Below are 25,789 nucleotides of genomic sequence, written 5' to 3'. Positions count from 1 at the left end.
GGTGTTAGTATTTTTGCCTAGTCTGGACTATAGCAATGTTTATAATAGATGACGACAAATATTCAAAGATGCTAAAGAAGCATTTATCTATATTTATCCCGGACTCTTTAACTGCGGAAACTACTGATTTAAAACTCAAAACCTATAAGGTTGGAGCGATTGCGAGATCCGCAGCTATATTCAATGCAGACCGGATTGTAGTGTATCATGACGATGCAAACAAAAAAGAGGCAAAATTTATTAGTGATATTCTCACTTATATGAATACACCTCAGTATCTTCGAAAGAAGGTATTTCCGATAAGGAATGAGTTAAAGCATGTGGGTTTACTCCCACCACTTAGAACTCCACACCACCCCACAGGGAAACCCGGCGAAGGCGATTACAGACAGGGACTAACGCTCAAAAGGACCAGAAAAGGGACCTTCGTTGACATAGGGGCGGATAAAACCGCTTTTTGCAAGGAACAACTAACTGTAAATAAAATACTAAGCTTTCGAGTAACCAAGCTGGGTAAAGAGATAATAGTCGAACCGGATGAACCAGAAAATGAGTACTGGGGATATGAGACTTTATCCAATTATAATAATCTTCACCAAAGTTTAAAGACAGTAAAACCGGATTTTGTGGTGGCAACATCCCGTAATGCTGCACCGATAACTTCTATTTTAGATGAAGTGAAATTTAAGGTACAAAACGCCAAACATGTGGCTATTTTGTTTGGTGGTCCTTATTCTGGCTTACCTGATGATATTGGAAGTCAGAATCTGGTGGACTTAGAAGTGAATACTATACCTCTTCAGGGCACCAAAACTGTAAGGACAGAAGAAGCAGTTTTAGCGACTTTGTCTGTTTTTAACTTGCTCTTAAACTCAGATTAATCAAAAAATGGAAATAAAATTGTGAATGTAAGGAGGTAAAATTAAATGGCTAGACATCATCAACCAAGAAAAGGATCAGTTGCATTTAGTCCTAGAAAGCGAGCAGCCAAAGAGACACCAAGAATCAAGTCCTGGCCAATGGCCGATGAGCCGAGATTATTGGGTCTTGCTGGATATAAAGTGGGCATGACTCACGTTATGATGGTAGATAATACTAAAAATTCCCCAACTGAGGGAATGGAGATTTCTACACCTGTTACTATTCTAGAAGTACCACCCATATGTGTGATGGGTATCAGGGCTTATGAAAATACTACTCGTGGTTTAAAAGCCATGGGAGATGTTCTCGCTGACAATTTAAATGAAGAACTATCAAGGAAGATATCACTTCCTAAAGAATACAATAAAGATGCTGCAGTGGAAAAAATTAAAGAAAACCTGCAACATGTTGCTGAGATACGAGTTTTAATTAACACTAATCCCAAAGTAACCAGCGTACCTAAGAAAAAGCCGGAAATATTTGAATGCGGTGTCGGGGGCAAAACCCCTGATGAACAACTAAATTTTGCCATTGAAATGCTGGGTAAAGAAATTAGTGCCAAAGATATTATGGATGATGGAGAATATGTTGACTCCATTGCTATAACTAAAGGTAAAGGTTTTCAGGGCCCAGTCAAAAGATGGGGTATTCGGATTCAGTATGGTAAAGCTGCTAGAAGTAGTAAAGCACGGCACGTTGGTTCCATAGGTCCTTGGACTCCTTCCAGAACTATGTGGACTGTTGCCCAAGCTGGTCAAATGGGATATCACAAAAGAACTGAATATAATAAAAAAATATTAAAAATCGGTGAAGCATCTGAGGCAGACGCTGTTAACCCAGCTGGAGGGTTTGTTAAGTACGGTCTGGTCAAAAATGATTACATAATCATTAAAGGATCAGTTCCAGGCCCTTCAAAAAGATTAATTATTCTAAGAAAAGCTATTAGGTCCAATGGAAAAAATAGTGACGCTCCTCAGATTAACTACATCAGTACAGCATCTAAACAAGGTGTTTAATTTAATTAGAGTGGTTTAAATGAAAAAAATTAAGGTTTATTCATTGGAAGGCGAAGTCACAGAAGAGATTGAACTGCCTGAAATATTCCAGGAAGAATTTAGGCCGGACCTTATAAAAAGAGCCGTTATCTCAGCACAAACTGCCCGGATTCAACCATGGGGTTCTGACCCAATGGCTGGTAAAAGGACAACTGCAGAGTCATACGGTTCTGGACGTGGTGTTGCTAAGGTTCCTCGTATAAAAGGTTCTGGTTCTAGAGCAGCATTTGTAGCTCATGTAGTAGGCGGTAGGAGAGCACACCCTCCACGCCCACAAAAAAACTACCATGAGAAAATCAACCGGAAAGAAAGGCGTTTTGCTATAAGGTCTGCTCTTGCAGCTACCGTTAACCCAGAAATTGTTGAGAATAGAGGCCATAAAGTAGAAAATGTGCCTCAAATTCCAATGGTGGTTGATGATGAGCTCTGCAAGGTCAAGAAAACTAAAGAAACCAGGGAAATTTTCAAAAAGTTAGGCATAATCGATGATGTTGTCCGAGCTAAAGAAGGAAAAAAAATTAGATCTGGTAAAGGTAAAATGCGAGGTCGTAAATATAAGACTCGTAAAGGACCTCTAATAGTTGTGGGTGAAGACAAAGGAATCAGCTTAGGTGCTAGAAACCACTCCGGTGTTGATGTGGTTTTAGTAGAAAATCTTAATGCTGAATTATTAGCTCCTGGAACTCATCCTGGAAGATTAACAGTTTTTACCAAATCTGCTATAGAAAAATTGGGGGAACTCTTCCAATAGGGCAATATTCCCTATTTTAAGAAAAAGGTGAATATTATGGATCCTTATGCAATTATTGTAAAACCTCATGTAACTGAAAAAACCATGAACTTAATCGATCAAAACAATGAACTGACTTTTGTAGTTTTGAGAACCAGTGAGAAATCTGACATTAAGAGAGCTTGTGAAGAACTCTATGATGTTAAGGTGGAAAAGGTTAATACTCATATAAACTCCAAAGGAATAAAATTAGCTTACATCAAGCTTTCTTCTGATGACAAAGCAGAAGATATTGCTGTTAAGATGGGAGTATTCTAAGCTGATATAGTCAGTAACTTGGAGGAAAAAAAATGGGAAAACGTTTAATTTCACAAAGGAGAGGTAGGGGAACTTCTACTTTTAGAAGTGCTTCTCACAGATTTAAAGGTAAGATAGAGTACCGTTCCTATGATTCATTAGAGAAAGAAGGCATCTTAAAGGGTAAAGTTGCAGATATTATGCACGACCCTGGAAGAAGTGCTCCTGTAGCATTAGTAAAATTTGAAAACGGGGAAAAAAGACTTATTTTAGCCCCGGAAAGTATTCAAATTAATGATGAGGTAGCATGTGGAATTTCAGCACCAATCAGTCCTGGAAATTCATTGCCCCTGGGAGAAATTCCGGAAGGTACTCCAATATATAATATTGAAAATCGTCCAGGAGACGGAGGTAAACTCGTAAGATCTTCTGGAACTTATGCTTCTTTGATTACTCATGATGTGGATAAAGCAGTTATTGAGCTTCCATCTGGTGAGTTAAAAGCATTCAATCCTAAGTGCAGGGCTACTATAGGCGTTGTAGCTGGTGGAGGAAGAAGAGAAAAACCATTCCTTAAAGCAGGTAACCGTTACCATGCTCTGAAAGCTAAAGGTAAAAAGTGTGTTACTGTTAGAGGAGTGGCCATGAATGCAGTGGATCACCCACACGGTGGTGGAAACAGGCAACACCCTGGACGACCTACAACCGTATCCAGACATGCCCCACCAGGAAGAAAAGTCGGTTCAATCGCGGCTCGAAGAACAGGTAAGAGGAGATAACCACAACTATTAGGAGGTGGCTTATTGGCACGTAAAGAATTTAAGTATCGCAATCACACTTTGGAAGAATTACAAGAAATGCCTCTGGATAAGGTTATAGAAATATTACCATCCAGGCAAAGGAGATCTCTGAAAAGAGGATTCTTACCAAGGCAAATGAAGGTACTAGAAAGAATTAAAAAATTAAAAAAACAAGGACAAGAAGGTACTAAAGGTGGAAGGCCTCAAATTATTAAAACTCACTGTAGAGACATGATTGTTCTACCAGAAATGGTAGGTATAACTTTTGGTATTTACAATGGTAAAGAATTTGTTCAAGTACAAATCCAACCTGAAATGATTGGTTGTTACTTTGGGGAATTTGCACCTACACGACAAAAAGTTGAACACGGAGACCCAGGAATGGGAGCTACCAGATCATCCATGTTCGTGCCTCTTAAATAAGGAGAATAAACAATGGCTAAAATTAATTATGCTTTTAACGAAGACGATAAGGCCAAAACTGCTAAGGCGATTGGGAAATCTTTAAAAATTTCCCCTAAACACGCTGTAGAATTATGCAGGGAACTTAGAGGAAAAAAACTCGAAAGCGCCAAAGTTTATTTGGAAGAGGTTATTCAGATGGATAAAGCTGTTCCTTTCAAAAGACACAACAAAAAGGTTGGTCACCGTAAGGGATTAACAGGATGGCCTAGTGGCCGTTACCCTGTTAAAGCTGCCACTCAAATATTAAAAGTTTTGGAAAACGCTGAAGCTAATGCAGAATACAAGGGATTGGACGCCGAAAACCTAAAAATCATGCACATTTCTAGTCATCGTGGTTTTATATTAAAGGGATGGACTCCCCGTGCTTTTGGAAGAGCAAGCCCGAATAATACGCCCACTACCCACGTGCAGATTGTCTTAGGGGAGGCTTAGATTTACATGATAGAAAAGGATTTTGTCACAGAGGGCCTTAGAAGAACTAGAATTGATGAATATCTACAAAGTGAACTCGAAAGAGCCGGCTACGGTGGAATGGAAGTTCAAGTTACTCCTCTAGGGACTATGGTAGTTGTTTACGCTGAAAGACCAGGAATGGTTATTGGAAGAGGCGGAAAAACTGTTCGAGGCATAACTCAAAACTTAAAAACCAAATTTGATTTGGAAAACCCACAAGTAGAAGTTAAAGAAGTGGATGTTCCTGAACTCAACCCTAAAATCATGGCCTACAAAATTGCAAACATGTTGCAGAGAGGTATGCATTTTAGAAGAGTGGCCTATACCACCATACGAAGAATTATGGGGTCAGGTGCTCAAGGTGTAGAAGTAACCATATCCGGTAAAATTAGGGGTGCAAGATCTGCTACTGCTAAGTTTTCCGATGGTTACATCAAAAAATGTGGTGAACCTTCCATTCGTTTAGTAAAAGAAGGTTTTGCTACTGTACAACTCAAACCTGGTGTTTTAGGAATCTATGTTAGAATCATGCCACCGGGTGCAGTTCTACCAGATAAAGTTGATATTTTAGCTCCGACTATTGAAGAGACTGTAATTGAAACTGAAGAAACTGTAGAAGTTGAAGTAACTGAAGAACCTTTGGAATCTACTGAAGAAGTAGAACTGGTTGAATCTGAAGAGGAACTAGAAGAACTAGAAGAATCTGAAGAAGAAATCGAAGAGACTGAAGAGGTATCTGAAGTAGTTGAAGAATCTGAGGAAGAAGAAGTATCTGAAGATGTTCCTGAGGAAACTGATGTGGTTTCTGAAGAAGAAGTATCTGAAGATGTTGAAGCTGCTGAAGAGACTGAAACCGAACCAGAATCTTCTGAAAAGCCAGAATCGGAATAATACTTTTAGGGATGAAAAAAATGGCTATCTTAAGAAGTAAAGATGTAAGAGAAATGGATATTGATGAGATCCAGAAGAAGCTGGGTGAACTCAAAGCAGAATATGCTAAAAACATTTCCAAAAGTTCTGCATCAGGGGTCTATGAAAATCCTGGAAAAATCAAGGAACTCAAAAGGACCATTGCTCGCGTTCTTACTATTATGAATGAAAAACAGAAGGAGACATAAATGAAAATCTGCGATGTATGTGGTCTTCCAGATGAACTCTGCGTCTGTGAAGAAATAGCACGAGAAGTTCAGACTGTTAAAGTATTTACAGTACGAAGAAGATTCGGGAAACTGATGACCATTGTAGAGGGCATAGACGAACACGATATCGACATTAAGGAACTTACTAAGGAATTAAAAGCCAGGTGTGCCTGTGGTGGCACAGCTAAAAAAGGTCAGATAGAACTTCAAGGGGACCATAAAAGGAGAGTTAAAGAAGTTCTAGCTAACCTGGGTTTTTCATCCGATACTATTGAAATTCGAGAAATGGATAGGAAACATAATAGAAGAAGATAATTGAATAAATTAGAATTCTAGTTGTTTAATTAGTTTCTAAAATTCATTTATTCCAAATTTTATTCAAATCTCAATTTAAAATATAATGCTTGGGCAATATGATAACTCCACAAAATTTATTTCAGCATGAACTAATTGGTTTAACTGTTGAAATAGTTGAAAGCTCTAATATGGGGCTGGTAGGAATAAAAGGAAAAGTTGTTGACGAAACTCGAAATACAATTCGTGTTGAAGTGGATGATAGGCATGAGTCTATCATTCCTAAAAATGTTGCAATTTTTCATTTCCAAACCCCTGAAGGACAAAAAGTTGAGATTGATGGTAAAATTCTGGTAAGTCGCCCTGAAGACAGAATTAAAAAGAAATTTAGGAAAATTTAATTGGTGATAATATGGTTGGCATCGAGGTTCCAGAACCTAAATCCGAATGTAATGATCCTAACTGCCCTTTTCACGGGTCTTTACCCGTCAGAGGACAAGTACTGGAAGGAATAGTTACTAATGATAAGGCTGAAAGGTCCATTACTGTGGAAAGAAGTTTTTACAAGTTCATTAGTAAATACGAAAGATACGAAAAAAGAAAATCAAGAATTAAAGCTCACAAACCAGATTGTATTGAGTTACAAGTAGGTGACACAGTAAAAATAGCAGAATGCAGGCCTTTAAGTAAGACCAAGCATTTTGTTGTGGTTGAGGTAAAGGGAGAGAAATAAATGAAGGCTATTACATCTAATGTAACCAAAGCTCTACCTGTTGGTGCCCGACTACAATGTGTTGACAATACTGGTGCTCGAGAAGTAGAGATTATATCTGTAAAAGGGTACAAAGGTGTTCGAAGGAGACTAGATGTGGCTGGAGTTGGCGACATGATTATTGTCTCTGTCAAAAAAGGATCTGTGGACATGCGAAAAGAAGTCATGACTGCGGTTGTTGTGAGACAGAAAAAAGAATACCGACGTGCTGATGGTCTACGAATTAAATTTGAAGATAATGCAGCTGTAATTATAAGTCCTGAAGGCGTGATCAAAGGATCCGAAATCAGAGGACCAGTAGCTAAAGAAGCGGCAGACCGATGGCCTGCTGTAGGAAGCGCGGCTAGTATAATTGTTTAATGGTGATTAAATGTCAAAACAACCTAGAAAACAAAGGAAATACATTTACAATGCACCTTTACACGCACGCCACAAACTAATGAGTGTAACCTTAAGCAAGGATCTTCGAGAAGAATTTGGTCGAAGATCTCTTCCTGTGAGAACTGGGGACACTGTGCAGGTTATGCGCGGCGATTTTAAAGATCACGAAGGAAAAGTGGAAAAAGTAGACCTTAAACACTACCGTGTACGAGTAGAAGGTGCTAATACACAAAAACCTGACGGAAATCCAGTTTTCTTCCCAATTCACCCATCTAACTTGGTTATTGTGGAAATGGATTTAAAAGACGAAAAAAGAAACAAAATTATGGAAAGGAAGGGATAATATGGCAAAGATGGGATCAAGAAAACATCTTAAGCGTTATAAATCTCCTAAACACTGGCCCATTCATCCAAAAGAAGATAAATGGACAGTTAAACCTGCTGCTGGACCTCACGCAATAGAAAGTTCACTACCTTTATTGATTGTCATTAGGGACATTCTGGGAATTGCTGATAATTCCCGGGAAGCTAAGAGAATCATTAATAGTGGTGAGATACTGGTAGATGGTGAAGTAAGGAAGGACTATAAATTCCCTGTTGGTTTCATGGACGTATTACAGATTCCTAAAAATGGTGGAGTCTACAGAGTACTGCCTGATGCAAAGGGAAGATTAATTTTACATCCTATCACACAGGAAAATGTAGAATTTAAATTATGTAAAATTGAAAACAAAACCACTGTTAAAGACGGTAAAACCCAACTTAACTTACATGATGGCCGGAACTCTATTACTGAGGATCCGCTTTCTGCGGGTGATGTGGTAAAGCTCAAAGTACCTGAACAAGAAATTTTAGAAGCTATAAAATTCGAAGAAGGTATTATTGGTCTGGTTACTGGTGGTAAACACACTGGTGAGATTGGTAAAATTAAGGAAATTAATATAACCAAATCTTCCATGCCTAACACAGTTGTTATGGAAACTGAAAAAAATAAAACTTTCCTAACATTAAAAGATTATGTTTTCGTTATTGGAAAAGACGAACCTGTTATTTCACTTCCTGGAGGAAACTAAATGAACCCAATGGAAGAAGTAATAATAGCCAAAGCCACCATGAATATTGGTGTTGGTGAAGGTGGAGAACAACTGGCCAGAGCCGAAAAGCTTTTAAATAATATGACTGGTCAGAATTCTGTTCGAACTTACTCAAAAGTTACTAATCCTGAATTCGGTATAAGAAAACATCAACCTATAGCTTGCAAAGTAACCCTAAGGGGCGAAAGAGCAGATAAGGCTATTAAAATGATATTAGATGGTATAGGTAACAAACTGAAATCAAGACAGTTTGATGCGCAGGGTAATGTTTCATTTGGAATTAATGAACATATTGATATCCCTGGAATGAGGTACGATCCAGATATTGGTATTTTTGGAATGAACTTATCAATTACCTTTGAAAAACCAGGATACCGAATTAAAAGAAGGAAAATTCAACGGAAAAAAATCCCAGCTAAACACATGGTAAAAAAAGAAGAAACCATGAAATTTATGCAGGAAAAATTCCAGGTTAAGATTGTTTAAGGGTGAGATTTATGCCAAGAAAATACGGAAAGGCATCCAGAAAATGTTCAAGATGCGGAGATCACTCTGCTCTGGTTAGAAGATACGGGCTCATGTTATGTAGACAGTGCTTCAGAGAACTCGCACCGAAAATCGGATTTAAAAAGTACAACTAGTACAGGAAAGAGGTGTTTAATGTGACTCTTATGGATCCTCTCGCAAATGCCCTGACTAATATGCGAAACAATGAGTTGCAGGGAAATGGAAAATGTAATATTTCCCCTGCTTCTAAATTGATAGGGCGAGTCTTAAGGACTATGCAAAAAGAAGGCTACATTGGTGAATTTGAATATGTAGATGACGGCAAAGCTGGAAAGTTCATTGTGGACTTAGAAGGTAATATTAACCAATGTGGGGTTGTAAAACCTAGACATGCCGTTAAGAAAGATGAATTTGAAAAATTCGAAAAAAGATACTTGCCAGCTAAAAATTTCGGAATAATTATTGTTACCACCCCTCAGGGAATAATGACCCACAAAGAAGCTAAAGAAAAGGGTATTGGTGGCAGATTACTGGCATACATATATTAGGTGATATGATGGTTCTAGCAGCTGTAATTCGGGAAGAAATAGAAGTCCCGGAAGGCGTAAATATTACCCTAAGTGATGAGGTAAATGTAAATGGGCCTCAAGGGAAGCTTTCCAGGAAGTTCATTTACCCAAACATCACCATAAAACAAGAAGAAGATAAAGTAGTCCTGGAAACTCAGTTTCCTAAAAAACAGGATAAAGCAATGATAGGCACTATCCGTTCCCATATCACTAATATGATTCATGGTGTAACTGATGGATTTACTTATCATATGAAAATTGTATACGCTCACTTTCCTATGACTGTTAAAGTGACTGGAAATAAAGTTACTATAGAAAACTTCCTGGGGGAGAGATATCCTCGTACCGCTAAAATAGTGGGAAGTGCAAAAGTCCAAGTGAAAGGTGAAGAAGTAACAATTACTGGTATTAATAAGGAAGACGTGGGTCAAACCATGGCTAATCTGGAACAAGCCACTAAAATTAAGGGACGAGATCCCCGGGTTTTCCAAGATGGTATTTACCTTACTAGTAAAGAATAGGGCTATGAAAACTTATGGTGATTTGAATGAAGAAAAAATTCAAAAGGCAAGAATACGCCAGATATAAAAAGCTTGGTCAAAAGTGGAGAAGGGCCCGAGGAAAAACCAGTAAAATGAGGAGATATGAAAAGGGTAAACCTGCCATGCCTACTGTTGGTTATGGATCTCCAAAAGCTACAAGAGGTTTACACCCTTCTGGTTATCAAGATATTCTTGTTTGTAATGTAAAAGAATTGGAAAAATTGGATCCTAGTATTCAAGCAGGAAGAATTAGTTCCACTGTTGGAAAAAGAAAAAAGGAAATGATGTTATTAAAAGCAAAAGAACTTGGCATTAAAATATTTAACAAATAATGCCCAGTTTTTGAGCTATGTCCATAATTGGAATTTAATATAATTATAAAAATAATTATAAAAATTTAAATAAAATCTTGTAAAATACATTGATTATAATTTAAATCATTAATTCAAAATTATAGAATAAATTATTGGACATATGGATTTGGTTAAAGGGAAATTTAAATAATTTCAGTGCATTGAATCCGTAATTAACATGATTTTTGATAATTATGGCTTCATGGTACTCATGTTAAAACCAATCCAATGAAATGCGCTGCATTTCATGATAAAGGGTATACTTGAATCTAATGGATAATAGTAATTAAATGCATTAATATTAATTATTATATTAATAAATCCATTTTTCAAGTCATTTTATCAGCTCAACGCTGAAAAAGGAGGTTTCTTAAATGAATCTTACTACTCAGAAAAGATTAGCTGCAGATATCCTGAAAGTAGGGGTAAATCGTGTATGGATTGATCCTGAACAAATAGAAGAAGTTTCACGGGCCATAACCAGGGAAAGCGTGAAGCAGCTAATAGACAACAAGGTAATTAGGGCTAAACCTCAACAGGGTATAAGCAGTTACAGGTCAAAGAAAATAGCCCAGCAAAAAAGCAAGGGAAGAAGAAAAGGTAGAGGTAGTATAAAAGGAGCAAAAGGTGCTCGAAGACCCAAGAAAGAAGCTTGGATGACTACCATAAGGGCCTTGAGAAAGGACCTTAAACAGATGAGAGACGACCGGGAAATTAATACTACTACGTATCGTAAACTCTACAGAATGGCAAAGGGCGGTGCCTTCAGAAGTAAATCTTACATGAAAACCTATGCCCGGGATCATGACTTGCTCAGGAAGTAGGAGGAATTAAGTTGGCACACGGATCAAGATATAAAGTAGCATTTAGAAGAAGAAGAGAAGGAAAAACTGATTATCATGCCAGATTAAGATTAATCGATCTTGACAAGTCAAGACTGGTTGTCAGAATTTCTAATAATCATGTTATTGCTCAAATAATCAATGTGGCAGAATCTGGTGATGAGACTGTTGTTTCAGCTCATTCCAAAGAACTACAAAGATTAGGATGGTTAGCTGGAACTAAAAATACTTCAGCGGCTTATTTAACAGGTTACTTATGTGCTAAAAAAGCTTTAAGTAATGATGTTGAAGCAGCGGTTTTAGATATTGGATTAAAACCAGCAATTAAAGGCTCAAAAGTTTTTGCAGCTCTTAAAGGTGCATCTGATGCAGGTTTACATATTCCTCATGGAGAATCTATTCTCCCTGATGAGAGCAGAATAACCGGTGAACACGTAGCAGAATATGCTAAGTCTTTAGATGAAGAAGAGCTCAAGAAAAAGTTCTCCCAATATTTAGATAAAGGACTTTCACCAGTTGATTTACCTGATCACTTTGAAGATATGAAGAAAAAGATTGACGAGGCTGAGGTATAATCATGAACTATAACAAAGAAGAGTGGGAGCCTAAAACTAATTTAGGACGCTTAGTTAAGGAAGGAGTAATTACCGATATCGATGAGATATTTGAAAAAGGACTTCCTATAATGGAGCTAGAAATCGTAGATAAGCTTCTCCCAGATCTAGAAGAAGAAGTTATGGATGTTAACTTGGTTCAAAGGATGCATAAATCCGGAAGAAAAGTTAACTTCCGAGTTATCGTAGCTGTCGGAAATAAAGACGGTTATGTTGGCTTAGGTCAAGGTAAAGCTAGAGAAGTTGGACCTGCTATCAGAAAAGCTGTTGATGACGCTAAATATAACATAATCAAAGTTAGAAGAGGCTGTGGAGACTGGGGTTGTGTTTGTGGAAGAGAACACACAGTTCCATTCAAAGTGTCTGGAAAAAGCGGAAGTGTCAGGGTTACTATAATGCCTGCTCCTGGAGGAGTAGGACTGGCTATAGGAAATGTTGGAAAAACCATCATGAAACTGGCTGGAATAGATGATCTATGGTCCCAAACCAGTGGTCAAACCCAGACTACAGTTAACTTTGCCAGTGCAACCTTTGATGCATTAAAACAGTTGAGCAGAGTCAAAGCCCAGAAAAAAGATTTAAAAAATCTGGGTGTTTGTACCAGCTAATAACAGTTAAATGGTGATAATATGCTAGCAGTAGTAAGGGTAAGAGGTACGGTCGGTGTCAAAAAAGACATCGCAGCTACCATGGATATGTTAAGACTCACCAGGATTAATCACGCCGTTCTAATTAATGAAAACCCAAGTTACAAGGGAATGCTCTTGAAATCTAAGGATTATATAACTTGGGGTGAAATTGATCTAGAAACTTTAACTCAACTCATTACAAAAAGAGGACGAGTTGCTGGTGGAGACAAAATCACTGATGAATATATAAAGGAAAATACTGAATATTCTTCTATTGAAGAATTTGCTAAGGCAGTTCTCGAATCTGAAATAACATTAGAGGATGCTAATATAAAGCAAGTATTCAGATTACACCCTCCAAGAAAAGGATACGAAGGCGTTAAAAATGCTTTCCAAGAAGGTGGAAGTCTAGGGTACAGAAAAGAAGAAATTAGGACACTCATCAAAAAGATGGTGTAATCCTAATTTATTATATTCAATCAATTAATCCAAATCCTGATATAATAGAAATTTTTATAAATATTTTATTATTACAAAAATTTTAGTTTAATATTTATTATTAAAATTTCAGCTTAATTAAATTCCAGGAGAATTTTAAAATGATTAGAACTAAACGGAAAATAAACAAAATGAGAGGGTCCCGAACCATTGGTGGTGGCTGTTCTAAGAAGCGAAGAGGAGCAGGTCACCGTGGTGGAAGAGGTATGGCTGGAAGCCACAAACACCGCTGGACTTGGATTGTTAAATACGATCCAAAACACTTTGGAAAATACGGTTTCAAAAGACCTCAAAAATCAGTAAAAGATGTTATCCCTGTAAATTTAAGTTACTTGGATGAAAAATCAGAGCAATTACTTGAACAAGGATTGGCCAAAAAAGAGAATGATGTCATTGTAATTGATGTCACTGATCTTGGATACAACAAAGTATTAGGTCAAGGAAAAATTACTAAAGCTCTTTTAGTAAAATCCCCGGAATTCTCTGGATTAGCTGAAAAGAAAATTCAGGAAGCTGGTGGAGAATCAGTAACTCTCTAATTTTTTATTATTTATTTTTAGTAAAATTTTTATTAAGGAGTGAAATAATTGATAGAGAAACTACAGCCGATTTTTTCTATTTTACCACAAGTAAAAAACCCAGAACACCGCATTTCATTTAAGGAAAAACTTAAATGGACAGCAATAATAGTAGTATTATATTTTATACTTTGTCAGATTCCTTTATATGGGCTAAGCCCCATTGCTGTGGATCAATTTGCTCAATTAAGAGCGGTTATGGCAGGTAGTTTTGGATCCATTCTGACTCTGGGTATAGGTCCTATTGTATCTGCATCTATTGTGTTGCAGTTGCTGGTGGGTGGTAAGATTTTAAATCTGGATCTTTCCAAGCATGAAGATAAGGCTTTGTTTCAAGGAGCTCAAAAACTCCTGGCTATCATATTTACACTTTTCGAAGCTATAGTAATGGTATTAACCGGAGCAGTAGCAGCTACAAGCCCCTCATTTTTCTGGATTCTCATATTGCAAATGACAATTGGAGGGATTTTAATAATCTTTCTGGATGAGGTTGTTTCTAAATGGGGATTTGGAAGTGGTGTTGGTCTTTTCATTGCAGCAAGTGTATCTCAAGAAATTATTGTGGGATCTTTCAATGTACTTTCTTCACCAACTCAACCTGGTGTTCCTGCGGGAAAAATACCTGCATTTATATACTCATTAACCACTGGGTCTCCGTCATTTGACTATTTACTTCCAGTATTTGCAGTTATTATAGTATTTTTGGTAGTAGTATATGCGGAAAGTATGAGAATAGAAATCCCACTATCTTCTGGTAGAGTTAAGGGAGCCAGAGGAAAATACCCTTTAAGATTTATATATGCTAGTAATATGCCGGTTATTTTGGCTAGTGCATTACTACTCAATGTGCAGCTATTTGCCAACATTTTCCAGAAAATTGGATACCCTATTTTAGGAACTATATCCAATGGACAAGCTGTCAGTGGTCTGGCTTATTTATTAACTCCTCCACGTAGTTTGGATATGTTAATAACCGAGCCTTTACATGTTTTAGTTTATGGCGTAGTGTTTATAGCAATGTGTATATTGTTTGCAGTACTTTGGGTGGAATTAAGTAATATCGGACCTAAAGCCGTTGCTAAACAACTTCATCAAATGGGAATGCAGATTCCTGGCTTTAGAAGCAGTAGAAGGCAGTTTGAAAAGATTTTACAGAAATACATACCAGCTATAACTGTACTGGGTGGTGCATTTGTAGGTCTTCTTGCTTTTGGAGCAGACCTTACTGGAGCTTTAGGTGGAGGTACTGGTGTGCTACTTACTGTGGGAATTGTTTACCGGCTGTATGAAGAGATTGCTCAGGAACAACTCATGGATATGCACCCTATGTTAAGAAAATTCTTAGGAGACTAATCTTTTCTGAGTTAACTTTAGGAGTTAGTAAAATGAAAGTAGTTGTTATTGCAGGAATTCCTGGATCTGGAAGTACGACGGTTTTAGACCATGCATTGGAAAACCTTGATTATATAAATGTTAATTATGGGGATGCAATGCTACAGATTGCTCAGGAAAAGGGGATTGTGGAAGATAGAGATGAATTGAGATTGCTTTCTTCTGATGTCCAAAAAGAAATTCAAAAAAGTGCAGCAAAAAGTATAAAAGAAAGGTCAAAGCTAAATAACATAATCGTGGATACGCATTGTACTATTAAAACACCTGCTGGTTTTTTGCCGGGACTTCCAAAATGGGTTTTAGAAGAGCTCCAACCAGATATTTTCGTGTTAATAGAAGCAGATGCCGACGAGATTTTACTAAGAAGGATTAGTGATACTACTCGTACACGAGACATGGAAATGTTGAAGGACATAAATCTTCATCAAGAAATGAATAGATCCGTTTCCATGGCATATGCTGCCCTTACTGGTGCAACAGTGAAAATAATTGAAAACCATAATGACCAACTTGATAATTCAGTTGCAGATATAGTGGAAACTTTAAAATAAACTTATTAAGCTGATTCAAATTGCAATTACTGTAAAATTACTTGATTTCAAATGAATCATGTTAATAGCTTCATTAAATGTAATTTTATTTATATTTTAATCAATTATTAATTCTATAATTGATTATAATTAAATAAAAATAATATTATATGAAAAATTCATTCATGATTCTAACAAGAGGAAATAAAAATGGTGTTTGAAATAATTTATGGGCCGTTGGATGCGATTTTTGGACCAATCATTGCGATGGATCCTAATCCGAACAATCCTATATTCACAATTTTCTTGATTTCTACATTAGTAGCTTTTGTTATTACATTAGCTAATAAATTATTAGTGGATCAAGATAAATTAGAATCTATAAAAAAAGAAATGCAGGAATTCCAGCAGGAAATGAGGGAAGTTCAGAAATCTGGTGACTCTAAATCCATGGAAAAAATGCAAAAGCAACAGATGGAAATGATGGGAAAACAAAAAGACATGATGATCATGTCCTTTAAACCTATGCTAGTTACCATGTTACCGATTCTTATAGTGTTTTATTGGATGTCTCAACAGCCCCAAATTTCACATACTGTAGTAATGCTTCCTCAAATAGCATATTATGTGCTTTTAGTCCCTCTTTGGCATATGTTTTATAAAACAGCAGCCACTACTCCGGTGGGTGCCATTGAGTGGTTAGGATGGTATATTCTATGTTCATTTGCCATGTCCCAATTGTTCCGTAAGCTCATGGGCTTAAAAGGAGGAATGTAATTTCCAATGAAATATTTTATATTTAATTAATAATTTTTTAATTTAAATTTATTATTAAATCTGAAATATTATTCATAATTATATTTTCATATGATAAATTAAATTTAGGAGAGATTAAATGCCAGCAAATAGATTTAGATCCAGATCATACAAGAGGACCTTTAAAAGGACTCCTGGTGGAAAAACAGTTTTAAGATACAAAAAGAAAAAACCCAGCAAGCACGTTTGTGGTGAGTGTGGGAAATTACTCCATGGTGTCCCTCGAGGACGACCATATGAGATAAAAAAATTAGCTAAGACTAAAAAGCGACCTAACCGACCTTACGGTGGATATTTATGTTCTGAATGTTCCCGTAAACTCTTTAAAACAGAGGCAAGGTCCTAATGATCATAACAATCGGTGGTTTAGCAGGCACTGGTACAACCACTGCTGCTAAAATACTGTCTGAAAATTTAGACATTCCTTTTGTCTCTGCAGGAGATATTTTCCGGCAGATGGCAGCTGAAAAGGGAATGGATGTATTGGAATTCAGTAAACTTGCCGAAGATGACATAAATATTGACACTGAAATTGATCATAGACAGGCTAAATTGGCTAAAAAGTCAAAAAATCTAATTGTTGAAGGAAGACTTTCTGCATACTTTGTGGATGCTGATTTAAAGGTATGGATGATAGCTCCTTTTGATGTGCGTTCTGAAAGAATTAGTCAAAGGGAATCCAAACCGGTTGAAGTCGTTAAGAAAGAAATTCAAATACGTGAAGATAGTGAAGCTCTAAGATATGAAGAGATTCATAATATTGACATTAACAATTTAGACGTGTATGATCTAATCTTGAATACTAATAGTTTTCAAGCTAATAGCGTCGCCGAGATAATAGCAAAAGTTACAAAGGTGATTTAATATGCCAGCAATAGAAGTAGGAAGAGTATGTATTAAAACAGCAGGCAGAGAAGCCGGCGAAAAATGTGTAGTTGTAGAAATAGTTGATGAAAAATTCGTAGAAGTTGTAGGAGTTTCTGTAAAAAACCGCAGATGCAACATACAACACTTGGAACCGGTAGACCAAGTATTAGAAATTAAATCAGAAGATCCTGAAGAGATCAAAAAAGAGCTAGAAGCTCTCGAATAAATGATCTTTTTGGCGTTGATATATGTTTAGTTGAGGGATATTCTGTTTTAATTGAAGTTAATTATGATTTAGATATTTTTATAATTAATTTATTCCAAAACAAATAAAAAACATAATAGCTGACTCATTTTATGCTAGATCAACGCCTCTTAAGGTTATCTCTTAAGGTTATTCAAATGGAAAATTTTCTTATAAAGGCCGAAAGTGAAACTAATCCTGATTATGGATGCTGGCCTGAATCTCGTCCCATAGAAGATCATTTGCGAAAAGGAATTATCAACCTGGACAAACCGTCTGGACCTACTTCTCATGAAATTGATTCATGGGTACGCATAATTCTTAATGCTCAAAAGACTGGACATGGTGGGACTTTAGATCCTAAGGTTACAGGTATTCTACCTATTGGGATAAATAATGCGACTAGAGTAATACAATTATTACTGGCGGCTGGAAAAGAGTATGTCTGTCTAATTCGACTTCACAGGGAGATTGATGAGGAGCAAATTAGAGAGATATTTGATGAATTCCAAGGTAAAATTTTCCAAACTCCTCCCTTAAAATCTGCGGTTAAGCGAGAATTAAGGGTTAGAACTGTTTATTATGCAGATATTCTTGAAATTGATGGTCAAGATGTTCTTTTTAAGATTGGATGTGAGGCTGGAACTTACATACGTAAATACTGTCACGATATTGGTGAAGCCCTAGGAATAGGCGCCCACATGGCAGAATTGAGAAGAACTAGAGCTGGATCTTTTGTTGAGGATGAAACACTCACCACATTACATGATCTTACTGATGCTTATCATTACTGGAAAGAAGATAATGATGAATCTTTAATTAGAAAATGTATTTTGCCTATGGAAAAAGCAGCGGATCATCTTCCTAAGGTTATTATTCGAGATTCAGCGGTTGATGCTATTTGTCACGGAGCTAAATTAGCTTCTGGCGGTATTTTGAGTCTTAATGCAGATATAAAAAAAGGAACTACTGTAGCAATTCAAACTCTTAAAGGAGAACTCGTAGCTTCAGGAGAAAGTTTAGAAACTGCAGAGGAAATAATAGAATCTGATACAGGCATAATGATTGATGTAAAAAAGGTTTTTATGGAACCTGAAACATATCCTAGACTATGGAAATGAGTAATGAAATAAAATATTAATTCTCATTGTTTTATCAAGAATTTTAATTGAATTTAATACTCAAAGTTTTCTAAACTCGATAAATAAATTTAAAATAATTTATCTATAATATATTAATTCATTAATGGAAATGCTATTTTTTATAGCTCTATCCTGAGTTGAATACCAGAGTCTAAAACTATAAATATAAAATTTTATAGCTCTCTTAATGAGTTGAATACCAAAAACTATAAACTATAAAAGAATGATATATTTTTTTACTAGTTATAAAACGGTTTAAATGTTGTAGTAATTATAGGTTATTTAGCCCATATTCTCACAGGCCGGGATAGTCTAGCTTGGTAAGGCGCAAGACTGGAAATCTTGTGGAGATTCTCTCCGCCTGGGTTCAAATCCCAGTCCCGGCGTTTATTGGTATATAGCAAGTTTTAAAGTATTTTTAAGACTTGCCCCTATGACAATATTTTGCACGTTAAATAAATTGACACATGAATTTGAAAAAAACAGACATTAGTTAATGTCTTGAATTTGCACTTTCCCGTTGCGAATTCGCTCTATATTTGGAGGTTAAATAAAATGGAAGATGATTTTAATCATATGGTTCGTATTGCCCGAAGAGATGTAAACGGTAATAAAACCATAGAAAACGCTTTAACTGGTATTAAAGGTGTTGGGAATGCATTATCCCGAGCAATCAGTATTGCAATGGGCTTTGACCTTGATCAAAAAATGGGATATCTTTCTGATGAAGATGTTTTAAAAATTGAGGAAGCACTAAAAGACCCTCAAAAATATGATGTCCCTGAATGGATGTTAAACCGCCGTAAAGATTACGTAACTGGTGAAACTAAACATTTAATTGAATCTGATCTTGTAATGATTCTTCGAGATGACTTAAACAGAATGAAGAAAACTCGAAGTTACAAAGGAAGAAGACACGAAGTTGGTTTACCAGTCAGAGGACAAAGGACCAAATCTACATTCAGAAAAGGTTCATCTGTTGGTGTAAGAAGAAGGAGAGGAAGGCAATAGATCTATTAAGATCATTGTCAAATAAAACTATTAAGGAGATATAGTTATGGGACATCCACGAAAAGCAAGGAAAAAGTACGATACTCCTCCTCACCCATGGAATGCTGAAAGGATTAAGGAAGAAAATAAGCTGGCAACCAAATATGGCTTAAGAAATAAGAAAGAAATTTGGAAAGCCGAAACTATGGTGCGGAGATACAGAAGGGACGCTAGGTACTTACTGGGTCTTTCTACTGAACACACTGAAGGGGAAAGAGAACAGTTATTAGGACACTTAATCCGATTTGGAATGTTAGGAGAAAATGCTCACCTAGACAACGTTTTGGATCTGACTGTAGAAGATGTTCTTCGAAGAAGATTACAAACTATGGTTCACCAAAAAGGTCTATCTAGAACTGCTAAAGAGGCCAGAATCTTTGTTGTCCACGGACACATTGCCTTAAATGGTAAGAAGATTGATTCACCAAGTTATATGGTAAAAAGAGGCGAAGAAGATAATATAGGTTATTATGCTTCATCCCCAGTGGCCAAACAATTCCAAACCAAGCAAGAAAATAAACCTGCTGAGGAAAAAAATAATTAAGAGGCGTTATAATGGCTGAAAAAGAAAAATGGGGTATTGCTAATATTTACTCATCATTTAACAATACAATAATAACCATTACTGATGTTACTGGAGCCGAGACCATTACTCAATGGTCTGGTGGAAAAGTTGTAAGAGCTGACAGACAGGAATCATCTCCTTTCGCTGCTATGGAAGCTGCCACAAGAGCTGCTGACGATGCTAAAGAAAAAGGAATTGTAGGACTGCACATTAAAGTACGTGCTCCAGGCGGAAACGGTCCTCGAACTCCAGGTCCTGGTGCTCAAGCTACAATAAGGGCTTTAGCCAGAGCAGGAATACGAATAGGTAAAATTGAAGATGTAACTCCCATACCTCACGATGGTACCGGAAGGCCTGGAGGTAAGAGAGGAAGAAGGGTCTAATATGGAGATTGAAGTCAAAAAGAAGAATGAGAATGAACTCGTTTTCACGATCAACGGTGCGGATTTGTCTTTTGTCAATGCCATTCGTAGAGTGTGCATGATGGAAGTTCCTAAAATGGCAATTGACGACGTACACATTATTAAAAATGACTCCGCCATGTTCGACGAGGTTCTAGCCCATAGATTAGGATTAACACCTTTGGTGTCTGATTCTGAATCTATTGAAGGTCTGGTATTACCTGAAGAATGTGACTGTGAGGATTACTGCTCTAAGTGCAGTGTTTCTCTGGTTCTAAAGAAAAAAGGACCTGGAGTTGTTTATTCCAAAGACTTATCTTCAGAAGACTCAAGAATAAAACCAGTTTATGATACTATACCTCTTCTGAAACTCAAAGACGACGATGAAGTTGAATTAGAAGCAACTGCCCGATTAGGGATTGGAATGGAACATGCTAAGTGGGAACCAACCACTGCTTGTGCCTATAAATTCTATCCTCAAATAACTATTGGTGAAGGTTGCGAGGGATGTCAAAAATGTGCCGATGTCTGCCCTAGAGGAGTTCTTGAATTCGATGAAAAGGCTAAAGAAGTCAAAGTAGTTGATTTAGAGAACTGTTCCATGTGTAAGAGTTGTTTCCGAGCATGTGAAGCTCGAAGAATAAATATCGGTTTTGATGACCAGAAATTCATTTTCACGATCGAAACTGACGGTTCAACACCTCCGGAAGAGGTTTTAATCAAAGCTTGTGACGTTTTATCAGAAAAAGCGGACAAGATTATTAACATTTTGTGAAGGAGGCTAATCAATGGTAAGAAAAATTACCAAGACTAACCCTAACATTACTGAACTTATTAGGAATCTTAAGAAAAAATCCAACTCAGAAGAAGCAGCTATCTGGAAAGATGTTGCAAAAAGGCTGGGAAGATCTACTCGTAGAAAAGCTCAAGTTAACTTATCTACTATAAATAGACATTCCAGTGATGATGAAACAGTTTTAGTACCTGGAAAAGTTTTAGGAAGTGGAGATCTTAACCACAAAGTACAAGTGGTAGCTCTAGGCTTCTCTAAATCGGCCCAAGAAAAAATTGAAAGTGCAGGTGGAGAGTGCCTTGATATTGGTACCGCTATGGAACAAAATCCTAAAGGTAGCAACATCAGAATCTTAGAATAAATAACGTGGTGTTTTTATGATTATCGATGGAGACGGACACATCTTGGGAAGACTTGCCAGTGTGGTAAGTAAAAAACTTCTCGATGGAGAAAATGTGGTAGTTCTCAATGCAGAGAAGATAATTATCACTGGATCAACGGATTGGGCTTACGCTAGATACAAACAAAGACTCGACAGGGCTAGTATCTCTAACCCTAGGAAAATGGGTCCTAAATATCCTAGAAGACCAGATGATATATTCAGAAGAACTGTAAGAGGAATGATACCTTACCGGAAAACTTCAGGTAGAGCAGCTTACAAAAACCTTAAGGCTTTTGTTGGTGTTCCTCGTGAATTTTTGGAAGTAGAAGCTTCTAAAGTTCCTGAAGCTCAAGCAAGGGATATTAAGAAAAATACAGATCTTGGAGAAATTTCTAAGCTTTTAGGAGCTAAATTTTAATCTAAAGATTATATTTAATTAGGATGTGTAACGATGAAGAAAGTTGTTCATACAAGTGGAAAAAGGAAAACTGCCATTGCTAGAGGCACATTCCACGAGGGAAAAGGAAGGATCCGGATAAATAAATGTCCTGTAGAACTCTACGATCCAGAACTTGCCCGACAGAAAATCGCTGAACCAATAACCTTAGCTGGTGATATCATCAATGATGTTGATATCGACGTTAAAGTTGTTGGTGGGGGAGTTATGGGCCAAGCTGAAGCAGCCCGTATGGTTATTGCTAAAGGCCTGGTCCAGTGGACCAATGATATGGATCTCAAAGAAAAGTTCGTCCAGTACGACAGAACTATGCTCGTAGGAGACCCTAGACGTTCCGAACCTAAAAAGTATGGTGGAAGAGGCGCTCGAGCACGAAGACAGAAGAGTTATCGATAAATTCGATAATTTTTTTAATATTTTTTATCCATACAAATTTATCTTTAATTCGTATTAAAAATATAATAAAAAAAAAGATTGATGATTTGTTATGATCCCAATACGATGTATAAGCTGTGGTAAAGCAGTTTCAGCATATTTTGATGAATATCAAAATAGGACCGCCGAAGGTGAAGATCCTAAAGTGGTTTTAGATGATCTGGGACTTTCCAGATACTGTTGTAGAAGAATGTTAATTGCCCATGTTGAGACCTGGTAAAAGGGGACCGTAGGGTAGCTTGGTCCATCCTCCCAGCCATTGAACAAATTTAAATTTATGTATTAATCATAATTGGCCTATTTATTTTGCCAATTATATGGAGTTATTCCAGATAATTTAAAATAATTTAAGAAATTTTAATATTTATCTGGCTAAATATAATTCTTTCAACTGGAACGGGGATGGTCAACACCGGAACGCTGGAGACCCGAGTTCAAATCTCGGCGGTCCCATCATTTTAACTTCAGTTATTCTTATTAAGAATATATATTAAATAATATAAAATTCTTGATAAGTTTAATAACTCGAAAGTTTAATTAATATTATATCTCAACTCAGATGCAAGAATTATATTTTTTAATCAGTGATTCAACATTTTCGATTTAAATTATTGATTCTTGCTGAATTTAGAATTCAAAAAGAATTCAAAGAATCCTTAATGATCATGGAGGAGAGATTTAATGGTATCAAGTAAATTAACCCGATTTGAAAAAGCTAGAATTATAGGCGCAAGAGCTCTTCAGCTTTCTATGGGAGCAAAACCTTTAGTTAAGGTACCTGACTCTCTGGATCCTATAGATATAGCTACTTTAGAACTTAAAAAGAAAGTTATCCCTTTAGATATAAGAAAATAACCACTAATTAAACCACTATTTTTTCATAAGAGGTGTTTTTGTGGATAGCGTTATTGAAGACGTCCGTGTACGTAAAATTTTAGATAGTAGAGGAAACCCTACTCTAGAAGTGGATGTCATAACATGGAATGGTTTTGGCCGTGCCGCTGCACCCAGCGGTGCCAGTACTGGTTCCAGAGAAGTTGTGGCTTTCCCTGAAGGTGGGGTAGACAAAATAATCGGTGAAGTAGAAGATGTAATATCTTCTGAATTGATTGGAATGGATGCTGAAGACCTGCAAGATATAGATATGGTCTTAAAAGAGATTGATGGAACTGAAAATCTTTCCTCAATTGGTGGTAATACCACGGTTGCTGTTTCCATGGCAGTGGCCAAGGCAGCTGCTGCATCATATAATATGCCCCTATACAAGTTTTTAGGTGGCAATATGAAAACTGAAATTCCTTATCCTTTAGGTAATATGATTAATGGAGGAGCACATGCTGGTAAACACGCTCCGGATATTCAGGAATTTTTAATCGTTCCTGTAGGTGCCAGTAATATTACTGAAGCAGTTTTTGCAAATTCTAATGTTCACAAAAGATTAAAAGAGCTTATTCAAGCCAAAGATAAATCTTTCACTGGTGGAAAAGGTGATGAAGGTGGATGGGCCCCTAATATTTCAAACGACGATGCTTTAGAAATGCAGGCTAAAGCCTGTGAAGAAGTCGGAGATGAAATGGGCATAAAAATCAGGCCTTCTCTGGATATGGCTGCTAGTGAAATGTGGGATGCTTCTCAGGAAAAATATATCTATGGCCAAGAGAACATTGCTCGAGATACTGGAGAGCAAATTGAATTTGTAAAAGAAATTATTGAAACTTACCATATGTTATATGTGGAAGATCCACTGGATGAAGCTGACTTTACTGGATTCTCAGAATTGACAGCTAAAATAGGAGATAAATGCCTGATTTGTGGTGATGACCTTTTTGTAACTAACAAGAATATATTACAGGAAGGAATCGATCAGAAGTCTGGAAATTCTATTATCATTAAACCTAACCAGATTGGAACTCTCACTGACGCTTATGAAACTGTGAAATTAGCTAAAGAGAATCAATACGTTCCTGTAGTATCGCACCGTTCTGGTGAAACTACTGATGAAACTATTGCTCATCTAGCTGTTGCTTTCTCAGCTCCTTTAATAAAAACAGGAGCTTTAGGTGGAGAAAGAATAGCTAAACTAAATGAACTTATACGTATTGAAGAAGAGCTTTCCAATCCTTCAATGGCCATTTTGGATAAATAAAGTTTTGACTTAAATCAGATTGAATAAGTCAGATGAATAATTATTTACTAATTATTCACTATTTTATTTATCAAACTAAAAAACCCATGATTTTTCAAATTATATGGTCTATTGAAGTTATTACAATCATAGTTCAATTTATTTGAACTTTAAGAATACTTATAAAAATATTTAAATGGTAATCTTATAGATTATCCTCACTTTATACTCAAGATAAATTGAATAAATCTCATAAAAATATTCAATACTGATGATTTTGTAAAGTTGACGAGTTTAATCTATTAAATTGTTGAAAAAATGCATCATGTTACTCTATCTATAATGTTAGAATTACAGAGCTATTATTAAAAATTTTAAAAATGAGGTGATATTTTGTCAGAACTATTAATCCCACTGGACAAGTACTTAGCAGCAGGTTTACACATTGGAACTCAACAGAAAACTGGAGATATGGAAAGATACATCTATCGAGTAAGATCTGATGGTTTGTATGTTTTGGATGTTCGCAAAACCAATGATAGAATCATTGAAGCATCAAAATTCTTAGCCAAGTATGATGTTGACGATATATTAGTTGTATCTACCCGACAATACGGACAAGCTCCTGTAAAAAAATTCGGGCAAGTTACCAGTGCTAAAACTATACCTGGACGTTTCATACCTGGAACTTTAACCAATCCTAATTATGCTAAATTTATAGAACCAAAAGTACTGGTTGTAACTGATCCTAGATCTGACTCTCAGGCCATTATTGAAGCTAAACAAATAGGAATTCCTGTTGTTGGTCTTTGTGATACTGAGAACTTACTAGGTAATGTTGACTTTGCTCTTCCTGTTAACAACAAAGGTAGAAAGGCCATTGCTCTTGTTTACTGGTTACTGGCCAGACAATTACTAAGGCAAAAAGGCATAATTAAAGAAGATGAAGACTTAGATATTCCAGCTACTGAATTTGAGCTGAAAATCTAATAACTTAAATTTTTTAATTAAATTGTATCAAATAAAGATTCATAAATTAAAATTCAATATATTGTTA

At 36.5% G+C, this 25,789-nt stretch carries 43 protein-coding genes and 2 tRNA genes; all 45 read left to right on the top strand.

The annotated features are described in order from the left end of the window. The first annotated feature begins 68 nt into the window (after window positions 1-68). Window positions 69-881 (top strand): putative RNA uridine N3 methyltransferase, encoded by an 813-nt coding sequence (locus Q7I96_02455; protein MDO9626474.1) that lies wholly within the window; start codon window positions 69-71, stop codon window positions 879-881. A gap of 45 nt (window positions 882-926) precedes the next feature. After that, window positions 927-1,937, top strand: coding sequence for a 50S ribosomal protein L3 (gene rpl3p / locus Q7I96_02450; protein MDO9626473.1), 1,011 nt, complete (start codon window positions 927-929; stop codon window positions 1,935-1,937). A 19-nt stretch (window positions 1,938-1,956) separates the two neighbouring features. Then, window positions 1,957-2,727, top strand: coding sequence for a 50S ribosomal protein L4 (gene rpl4p, locus Q7I96_02445; protein ID MDO9626472.1), 771 nt, complete (start codon window positions 1,957-1,959; stop codon window positions 2,725-2,727). Between the two features lie 36 nt (window positions 2,728-2,763). Beyond that, entirely contained in the window at window positions 2,764-3,024 is a 261-nt protein-coding gene (locus Q7I96_02440) for a 50S ribosomal protein L23 (GenBank protein MDO9626471.1), read from the top strand. A 32-nt stretch (window positions 3,025-3,056) separates the two neighbouring features. After that, window positions 3,057-3,782, top strand: a complete 726-nt coding sequence (locus Q7I96_02435) for a 50S ribosomal protein L2 (GenBank protein MDO9626470.1) — start codon at window positions 3,057-3,059, stop codon at window positions 3,780-3,782. 24 nt (window positions 3,783-3,806) lie between these two features. Then, entirely contained in the window at window positions 3,807-4,226 is a 420-nt protein-coding gene (gene rpsS, locus Q7I96_02430; GenBank protein ID MDO9626469.1) for a 30S ribosomal protein S19, read from the top strand. A gap of 12 nt (window positions 4,227-4,238) precedes the next feature. Next, the gene (rplV, locus tag Q7I96_02425; GenBank protein ID MDO9626468.1) at window positions 4,239-4,700 is read left to right on the top strand and encodes a 50S ribosomal protein L22; all 462 of its coding nucleotides are present in this window, start codon (window positions 4,239-4,241) and stop codon (window positions 4,698-4,700) included. Window positions 4,701-4,706: 6 nt separating this feature from the next. Beyond that, entirely contained in the window at window positions 4,707-5,612 is a 906-nt protein-coding gene (locus Q7I96_02420; protein MDO9626467.1) for a 30S ribosomal protein S3, read from the top strand. 20 nt (window positions 5,613-5,632) lie between these two features. Continuing rightward, entirely contained in the window at window positions 5,633-5,839 is a 207-nt protein-coding gene (rpmC, locus tag Q7I96_02415) for a 50S ribosomal protein L29 (GenBank protein MDO9626466.1), read from the top strand. After that, a complete protein-coding gene (gene yciH, locus Q7I96_02410; protein ID MDO9626465.1) occupies window positions 5,840-6,175 on the top strand; it encodes a stress response translation initiation inhibitor YciH in 336 nt (111 codons plus the stop codon). Window positions 6,176-6,273: 98 nt separating this feature from the next. Then, window positions 6,274-6,555: a ribonuclease P protein component 1 gene (locus tag Q7I96_02405; GenBank protein MDO9626464.1), complete on the top strand. Its 282-nt coding sequence runs from the start codon at window positions 6,274-6,276 to the stop codon at window positions 6,553-6,555. An 11-nt stretch (window positions 6,556-6,566) separates the two neighbouring features. Then, window positions 6,567-6,887 (top strand): 30S ribosomal protein S17, encoded by a 321-nt coding sequence (locus Q7I96_02400; protein ID MDO9626463.1) that lies wholly within the window; start codon window positions 6,567-6,569, stop codon window positions 6,885-6,887. Beyond that, window positions 6,888-7,286: a 50S ribosomal protein L14 gene (locus tag Q7I96_02395; GenBank protein ID MDO9626462.1), complete on the top strand. Its 399-nt coding sequence runs from the start codon at window positions 6,888-6,890 to the stop codon at window positions 7,284-7,286. Window positions 7,287-7,296: 10 nt separating this feature from the next. Continuing rightward, entirely contained in the window at window positions 7,297-7,650 is a 354-nt protein-coding gene (gene rplX / locus Q7I96_02390; GenBank protein ID MDO9626461.1) for a 50S ribosomal protein L24, read from the top strand. A 1-nt stretch (window position 7,651) separates the two neighbouring features. Then, entirely contained in the window at window positions 7,652-8,380 is a 729-nt protein-coding gene (locus Q7I96_02385) for a 30S ribosomal protein S4e (GenBank protein MDO9626460.1), read from the top strand. Further along, window positions 8,381-8,887 carry a 50S ribosomal protein L5 gene (locus tag Q7I96_02380; protein ID MDO9626459.1) on the top strand — a complete coding sequence of 169 codons (507 nt, stop codon included), beginning with the start codon at window positions 8,381-8,383 and terminating at the stop codon, window positions 8,885-8,887. A 2-nt stretch (window positions 8,888-8,889) separates the two neighbouring features. Beyond that, window positions 8,890-9,042: a 30S ribosomal protein S14 gene (locus Q7I96_02375; protein MDO9626458.1), complete on the top strand. Its 153-nt coding sequence runs from the start codon at window positions 8,890-8,892 to the stop codon at window positions 9,040-9,042. Window positions 9,043-9,063: 21 nt separating this feature from the next. Continuing rightward, the gene (locus Q7I96_02370; protein ID MDO9626457.1) at window positions 9,064-9,456 is read left to right on the top strand and encodes a 30S ribosomal protein S8; all 393 of its coding nucleotides are present in this window, start codon (window positions 9,064-9,066) and stop codon (window positions 9,454-9,456) included. Window positions 9,457-9,464: 8 nt separating this feature from the next. Further along, window positions 9,465-9,998 (top strand): 50S ribosomal protein L6, encoded by a 534-nt coding sequence (locus Q7I96_02365; GenBank protein ID MDO9626456.1) that lies wholly within the window; start codon window positions 9,465-9,467, stop codon window positions 9,996-9,998. Window positions 9,999-10,024: 26 nt separating this feature from the next. Next, window positions 10,025-10,351, top strand: coding sequence for a 50S ribosomal protein L32e (locus Q7I96_02360; GenBank protein MDO9626455.1), 327 nt, complete (start codon window positions 10,025-10,027; stop codon window positions 10,349-10,351). Between the two features lie 395 nt (window positions 10,352-10,746). Beyond that, entirely contained in the window at window positions 10,747-11,196 is a 450-nt protein-coding gene (locus Q7I96_02355) for a 50S ribosomal protein L19e (protein MDO9626454.1), read from the top strand. Window positions 11,197-11,207: 11 nt separating this feature from the next. Continuing rightward, complete coding sequence (locus Q7I96_02350) at window positions 11,208-11,789, top strand: 50S ribosomal protein L18 (GenBank protein ID MDO9626453.1); 582 nt, start codon at window positions 11,208-11,210, stop codon at window positions 11,787-11,789. A gap of 2 nt (window positions 11,790-11,791) precedes the next feature. After that, on the top strand, window positions 11,792-12,436 hold the full coding sequence (gene rpsE, locus Q7I96_02345) for a 30S ribosomal protein S5 (protein MDO9626452.1): 645 nt from the start codon (window positions 11,792-11,794) through the stop codon (window positions 12,434-12,436). Between the two features lie 21 nt (window positions 12,437-12,457). Next, a complete protein-coding gene (gene rpmD / locus Q7I96_02340; protein MDO9626451.1) occupies window positions 12,458-12,916 on the top strand; it encodes a 50S ribosomal protein L30 in 459 nt (152 codons plus the stop codon). 140 nt (window positions 12,917-13,056) lie between these two features. After that, window positions 13,057-13,494, top strand: coding sequence for an uL15 family ribosomal protein (locus Q7I96_02335; GenBank protein MDO9626450.1), 438 nt, complete (start codon window positions 13,057-13,059; stop codon window positions 13,492-13,494). A 48-nt stretch (window positions 13,495-13,542) separates the two neighbouring features. Then, on the top strand, window positions 13,543-14,886 hold the full coding sequence (gene secY, locus Q7I96_02330) for a preprotein translocase subunit SecY (GenBank protein ID MDO9626449.1): 1,344 nt from the start codon (window positions 13,543-13,545) through the stop codon (window positions 14,884-14,886). A 32-nt stretch (window positions 14,887-14,918) separates the two neighbouring features. Continuing rightward, window positions 14,919-15,476: an adenylate kinase gene (locus Q7I96_02325; protein MDO9626448.1), complete on the top strand. Its 558-nt coding sequence runs from the start codon at window positions 14,919-14,921 to the stop codon at window positions 15,474-15,476. 189 nt (window positions 15,477-15,665) lie between these two features. After that, the gene (locus Q7I96_02320; protein ID MDO9626447.1) at window positions 15,666-16,232 is read left to right on the top strand and encodes an EMC3/TMCO1 family protein; all 567 of its coding nucleotides are present in this window, start codon (window positions 15,666-15,668) and stop codon (window positions 16,230-16,232) included. A 118-nt stretch (window positions 16,233-16,350) separates the two neighbouring features. Continuing rightward, window positions 16,351-16,617: a 50S ribosomal protein L34e gene (locus Q7I96_02315; GenBank protein MDO9626446.1), complete on the top strand. Its 267-nt coding sequence runs from the start codon at window positions 16,351-16,353 to the stop codon at window positions 16,615-16,617. After that, window positions 16,617-17,135, top strand: a complete 519-nt coding sequence (locus tag Q7I96_02310; GenBank protein MDO9626445.1) for a cytidylate kinase family protein — start codon at window positions 16,617-16,619, stop codon at window positions 17,133-17,135. The genes Q7I96_02315 and Q7I96_02310 overlap by 1 nt, the downstream gene beginning before the upstream one ends. Before the next feature lies 1 nt (window position 17,136). Further along, entirely contained in the window at window positions 17,137-17,364 is a 228-nt protein-coding gene (locus Q7I96_02305; GenBank protein MDO9626444.1) for a 50S ribosomal protein L14e, read from the top strand. 131 nt (window positions 17,365-17,495) lie between these two features. Beyond that, complete coding sequence (locus Q7I96_02300) at window positions 17,496-18,503, top strand: RNA-guided pseudouridylation complex pseudouridine synthase subunit Cbf5 (GenBank protein MDO9626443.1); 1,008 nt, start codon at window positions 17,496-17,498, stop codon at window positions 18,501-18,503. A gap of 322 nt (window positions 18,504-18,825) precedes the next feature. After that, window positions 18,826-18,910, top strand: a tRNA-Ser gene (locus Q7I96_02295). 169 nt (window positions 18,911-19,079) lie between these two features. Beyond that, complete coding sequence (locus Q7I96_02290; protein MDO9626442.1) at window positions 19,080-19,535, top strand: 30S ribosomal protein S13; 456 nt, start codon at window positions 19,080-19,082, stop codon at window positions 19,533-19,535. A gap of 46 nt (window positions 19,536-19,581) precedes the next feature. Further along, window positions 19,582-20,118 carry a 30S ribosomal protein S4 gene (locus Q7I96_02285; GenBank protein ID MDO9626441.1) on the top strand — a complete coding sequence of 179 codons (537 nt, stop codon included), beginning with the start codon at window positions 19,582-19,584 and terminating at the stop codon, window positions 20,116-20,118. An 11-nt stretch (window positions 20,119-20,129) separates the two neighbouring features. Next, the gene (locus Q7I96_02280) at window positions 20,130-20,522 is read left to right on the top strand and encodes a 30S ribosomal protein S11 (protein ID MDO9626440.1); all 393 of its coding nucleotides are present in this window, start codon (window positions 20,130-20,132) and stop codon (window positions 20,520-20,522) included. Next, window positions 20,479-21,315, top strand: a complete 837-nt coding sequence (locus Q7I96_02275; protein ID MDO9626439.1) for a DNA-directed RNA polymerase subunit D — start codon at window positions 20,479-20,481, stop codon at window positions 21,313-21,315. Before Q7I96_02280 ends, Q7I96_02275 begins: the two co-directional genes overlap by 44 nt. Window positions 21,316-21,328: 13 nt before the next feature. Then, window positions 21,329-21,694, top strand: coding sequence for a 50S ribosomal protein L18e (locus Q7I96_02270; GenBank protein MDO9626438.1), 366 nt, complete (start codon window positions 21,329-21,331; stop codon window positions 21,692-21,694). Between the two features lie 16 nt (window positions 21,695-21,710). Then, window positions 21,711-22,133, top strand: a complete 423-nt coding sequence (locus Q7I96_02265) for a 50S ribosomal protein L13 (protein MDO9626437.1) — start codon at window positions 21,711-21,713, stop codon at window positions 22,131-22,133. Between the two features lie 33 nt (window positions 22,134-22,166). Next, window positions 22,167-22,568: a 30S ribosomal protein S9 gene (locus tag Q7I96_02260; protein MDO9626436.1), complete on the top strand. Its 402-nt coding sequence runs from the start codon at window positions 22,167-22,169 to the stop codon at window positions 22,566-22,568. Between the two features lie 91 nt (window positions 22,569-22,659). After that, window positions 22,660-22,827 carry a DNA-directed RNA polymerase subunit N gene (locus Q7I96_02255; protein MDO9626435.1) on the top strand — a complete coding sequence of 56 codons (168 nt, stop codon included), beginning with the start codon at window positions 22,660-22,662 and terminating at the stop codon, window positions 22,825-22,827. Between the two features lie 3 nt (window positions 22,828-22,830). Then, a tRNA-Gln gene (locus Q7I96_02250) sits at window positions 22,831-23,060 on the top strand. A 228-nt stretch (window positions 23,061-23,288) separates the two neighbouring features. Beyond that, window positions 23,289-23,462: a DNA-directed RNA polymerase subunit K gene (locus tag Q7I96_02245; protein MDO9626434.1), complete on the top strand. Its 174-nt coding sequence runs from the start codon at window positions 23,289-23,291 to the stop codon at window positions 23,460-23,462. A 40-nt stretch (window positions 23,463-23,502) separates the two neighbouring features. Further along, window positions 23,503-24,753 (top strand): phosphopyruvate hydratase, encoded by a 1,251-nt coding sequence (gene eno, locus Q7I96_02240; GenBank protein MDO9626433.1) that lies wholly within the window; start codon window positions 23,503-23,505, stop codon window positions 24,751-24,753. A 372-nt stretch (window positions 24,754-25,125) separates the two neighbouring features. Then, window positions 25,126-25,722, top strand: coding sequence for a 30S ribosomal protein S2 (gene rpsB / locus Q7I96_02235; GenBank protein MDO9626432.1), 597 nt, complete (start codon window positions 25,126-25,128; stop codon window positions 25,720-25,722). Window positions 25,723-25,789 lie beyond the last annotated feature (67 nt).

The sequence above is a fragment of the Methanobacteriaceae archaeon genome (assembly GCA_030656015.1).
In the GTDB taxonomy this organism is placed as follows: Archaea; Methanobacteriota; Methanobacteria; order Methanobacteriales; family Methanobacteriaceae; genus UBA349.
This window is presented reverse-complemented; position numbering and strand designations above follow the sequence as displayed.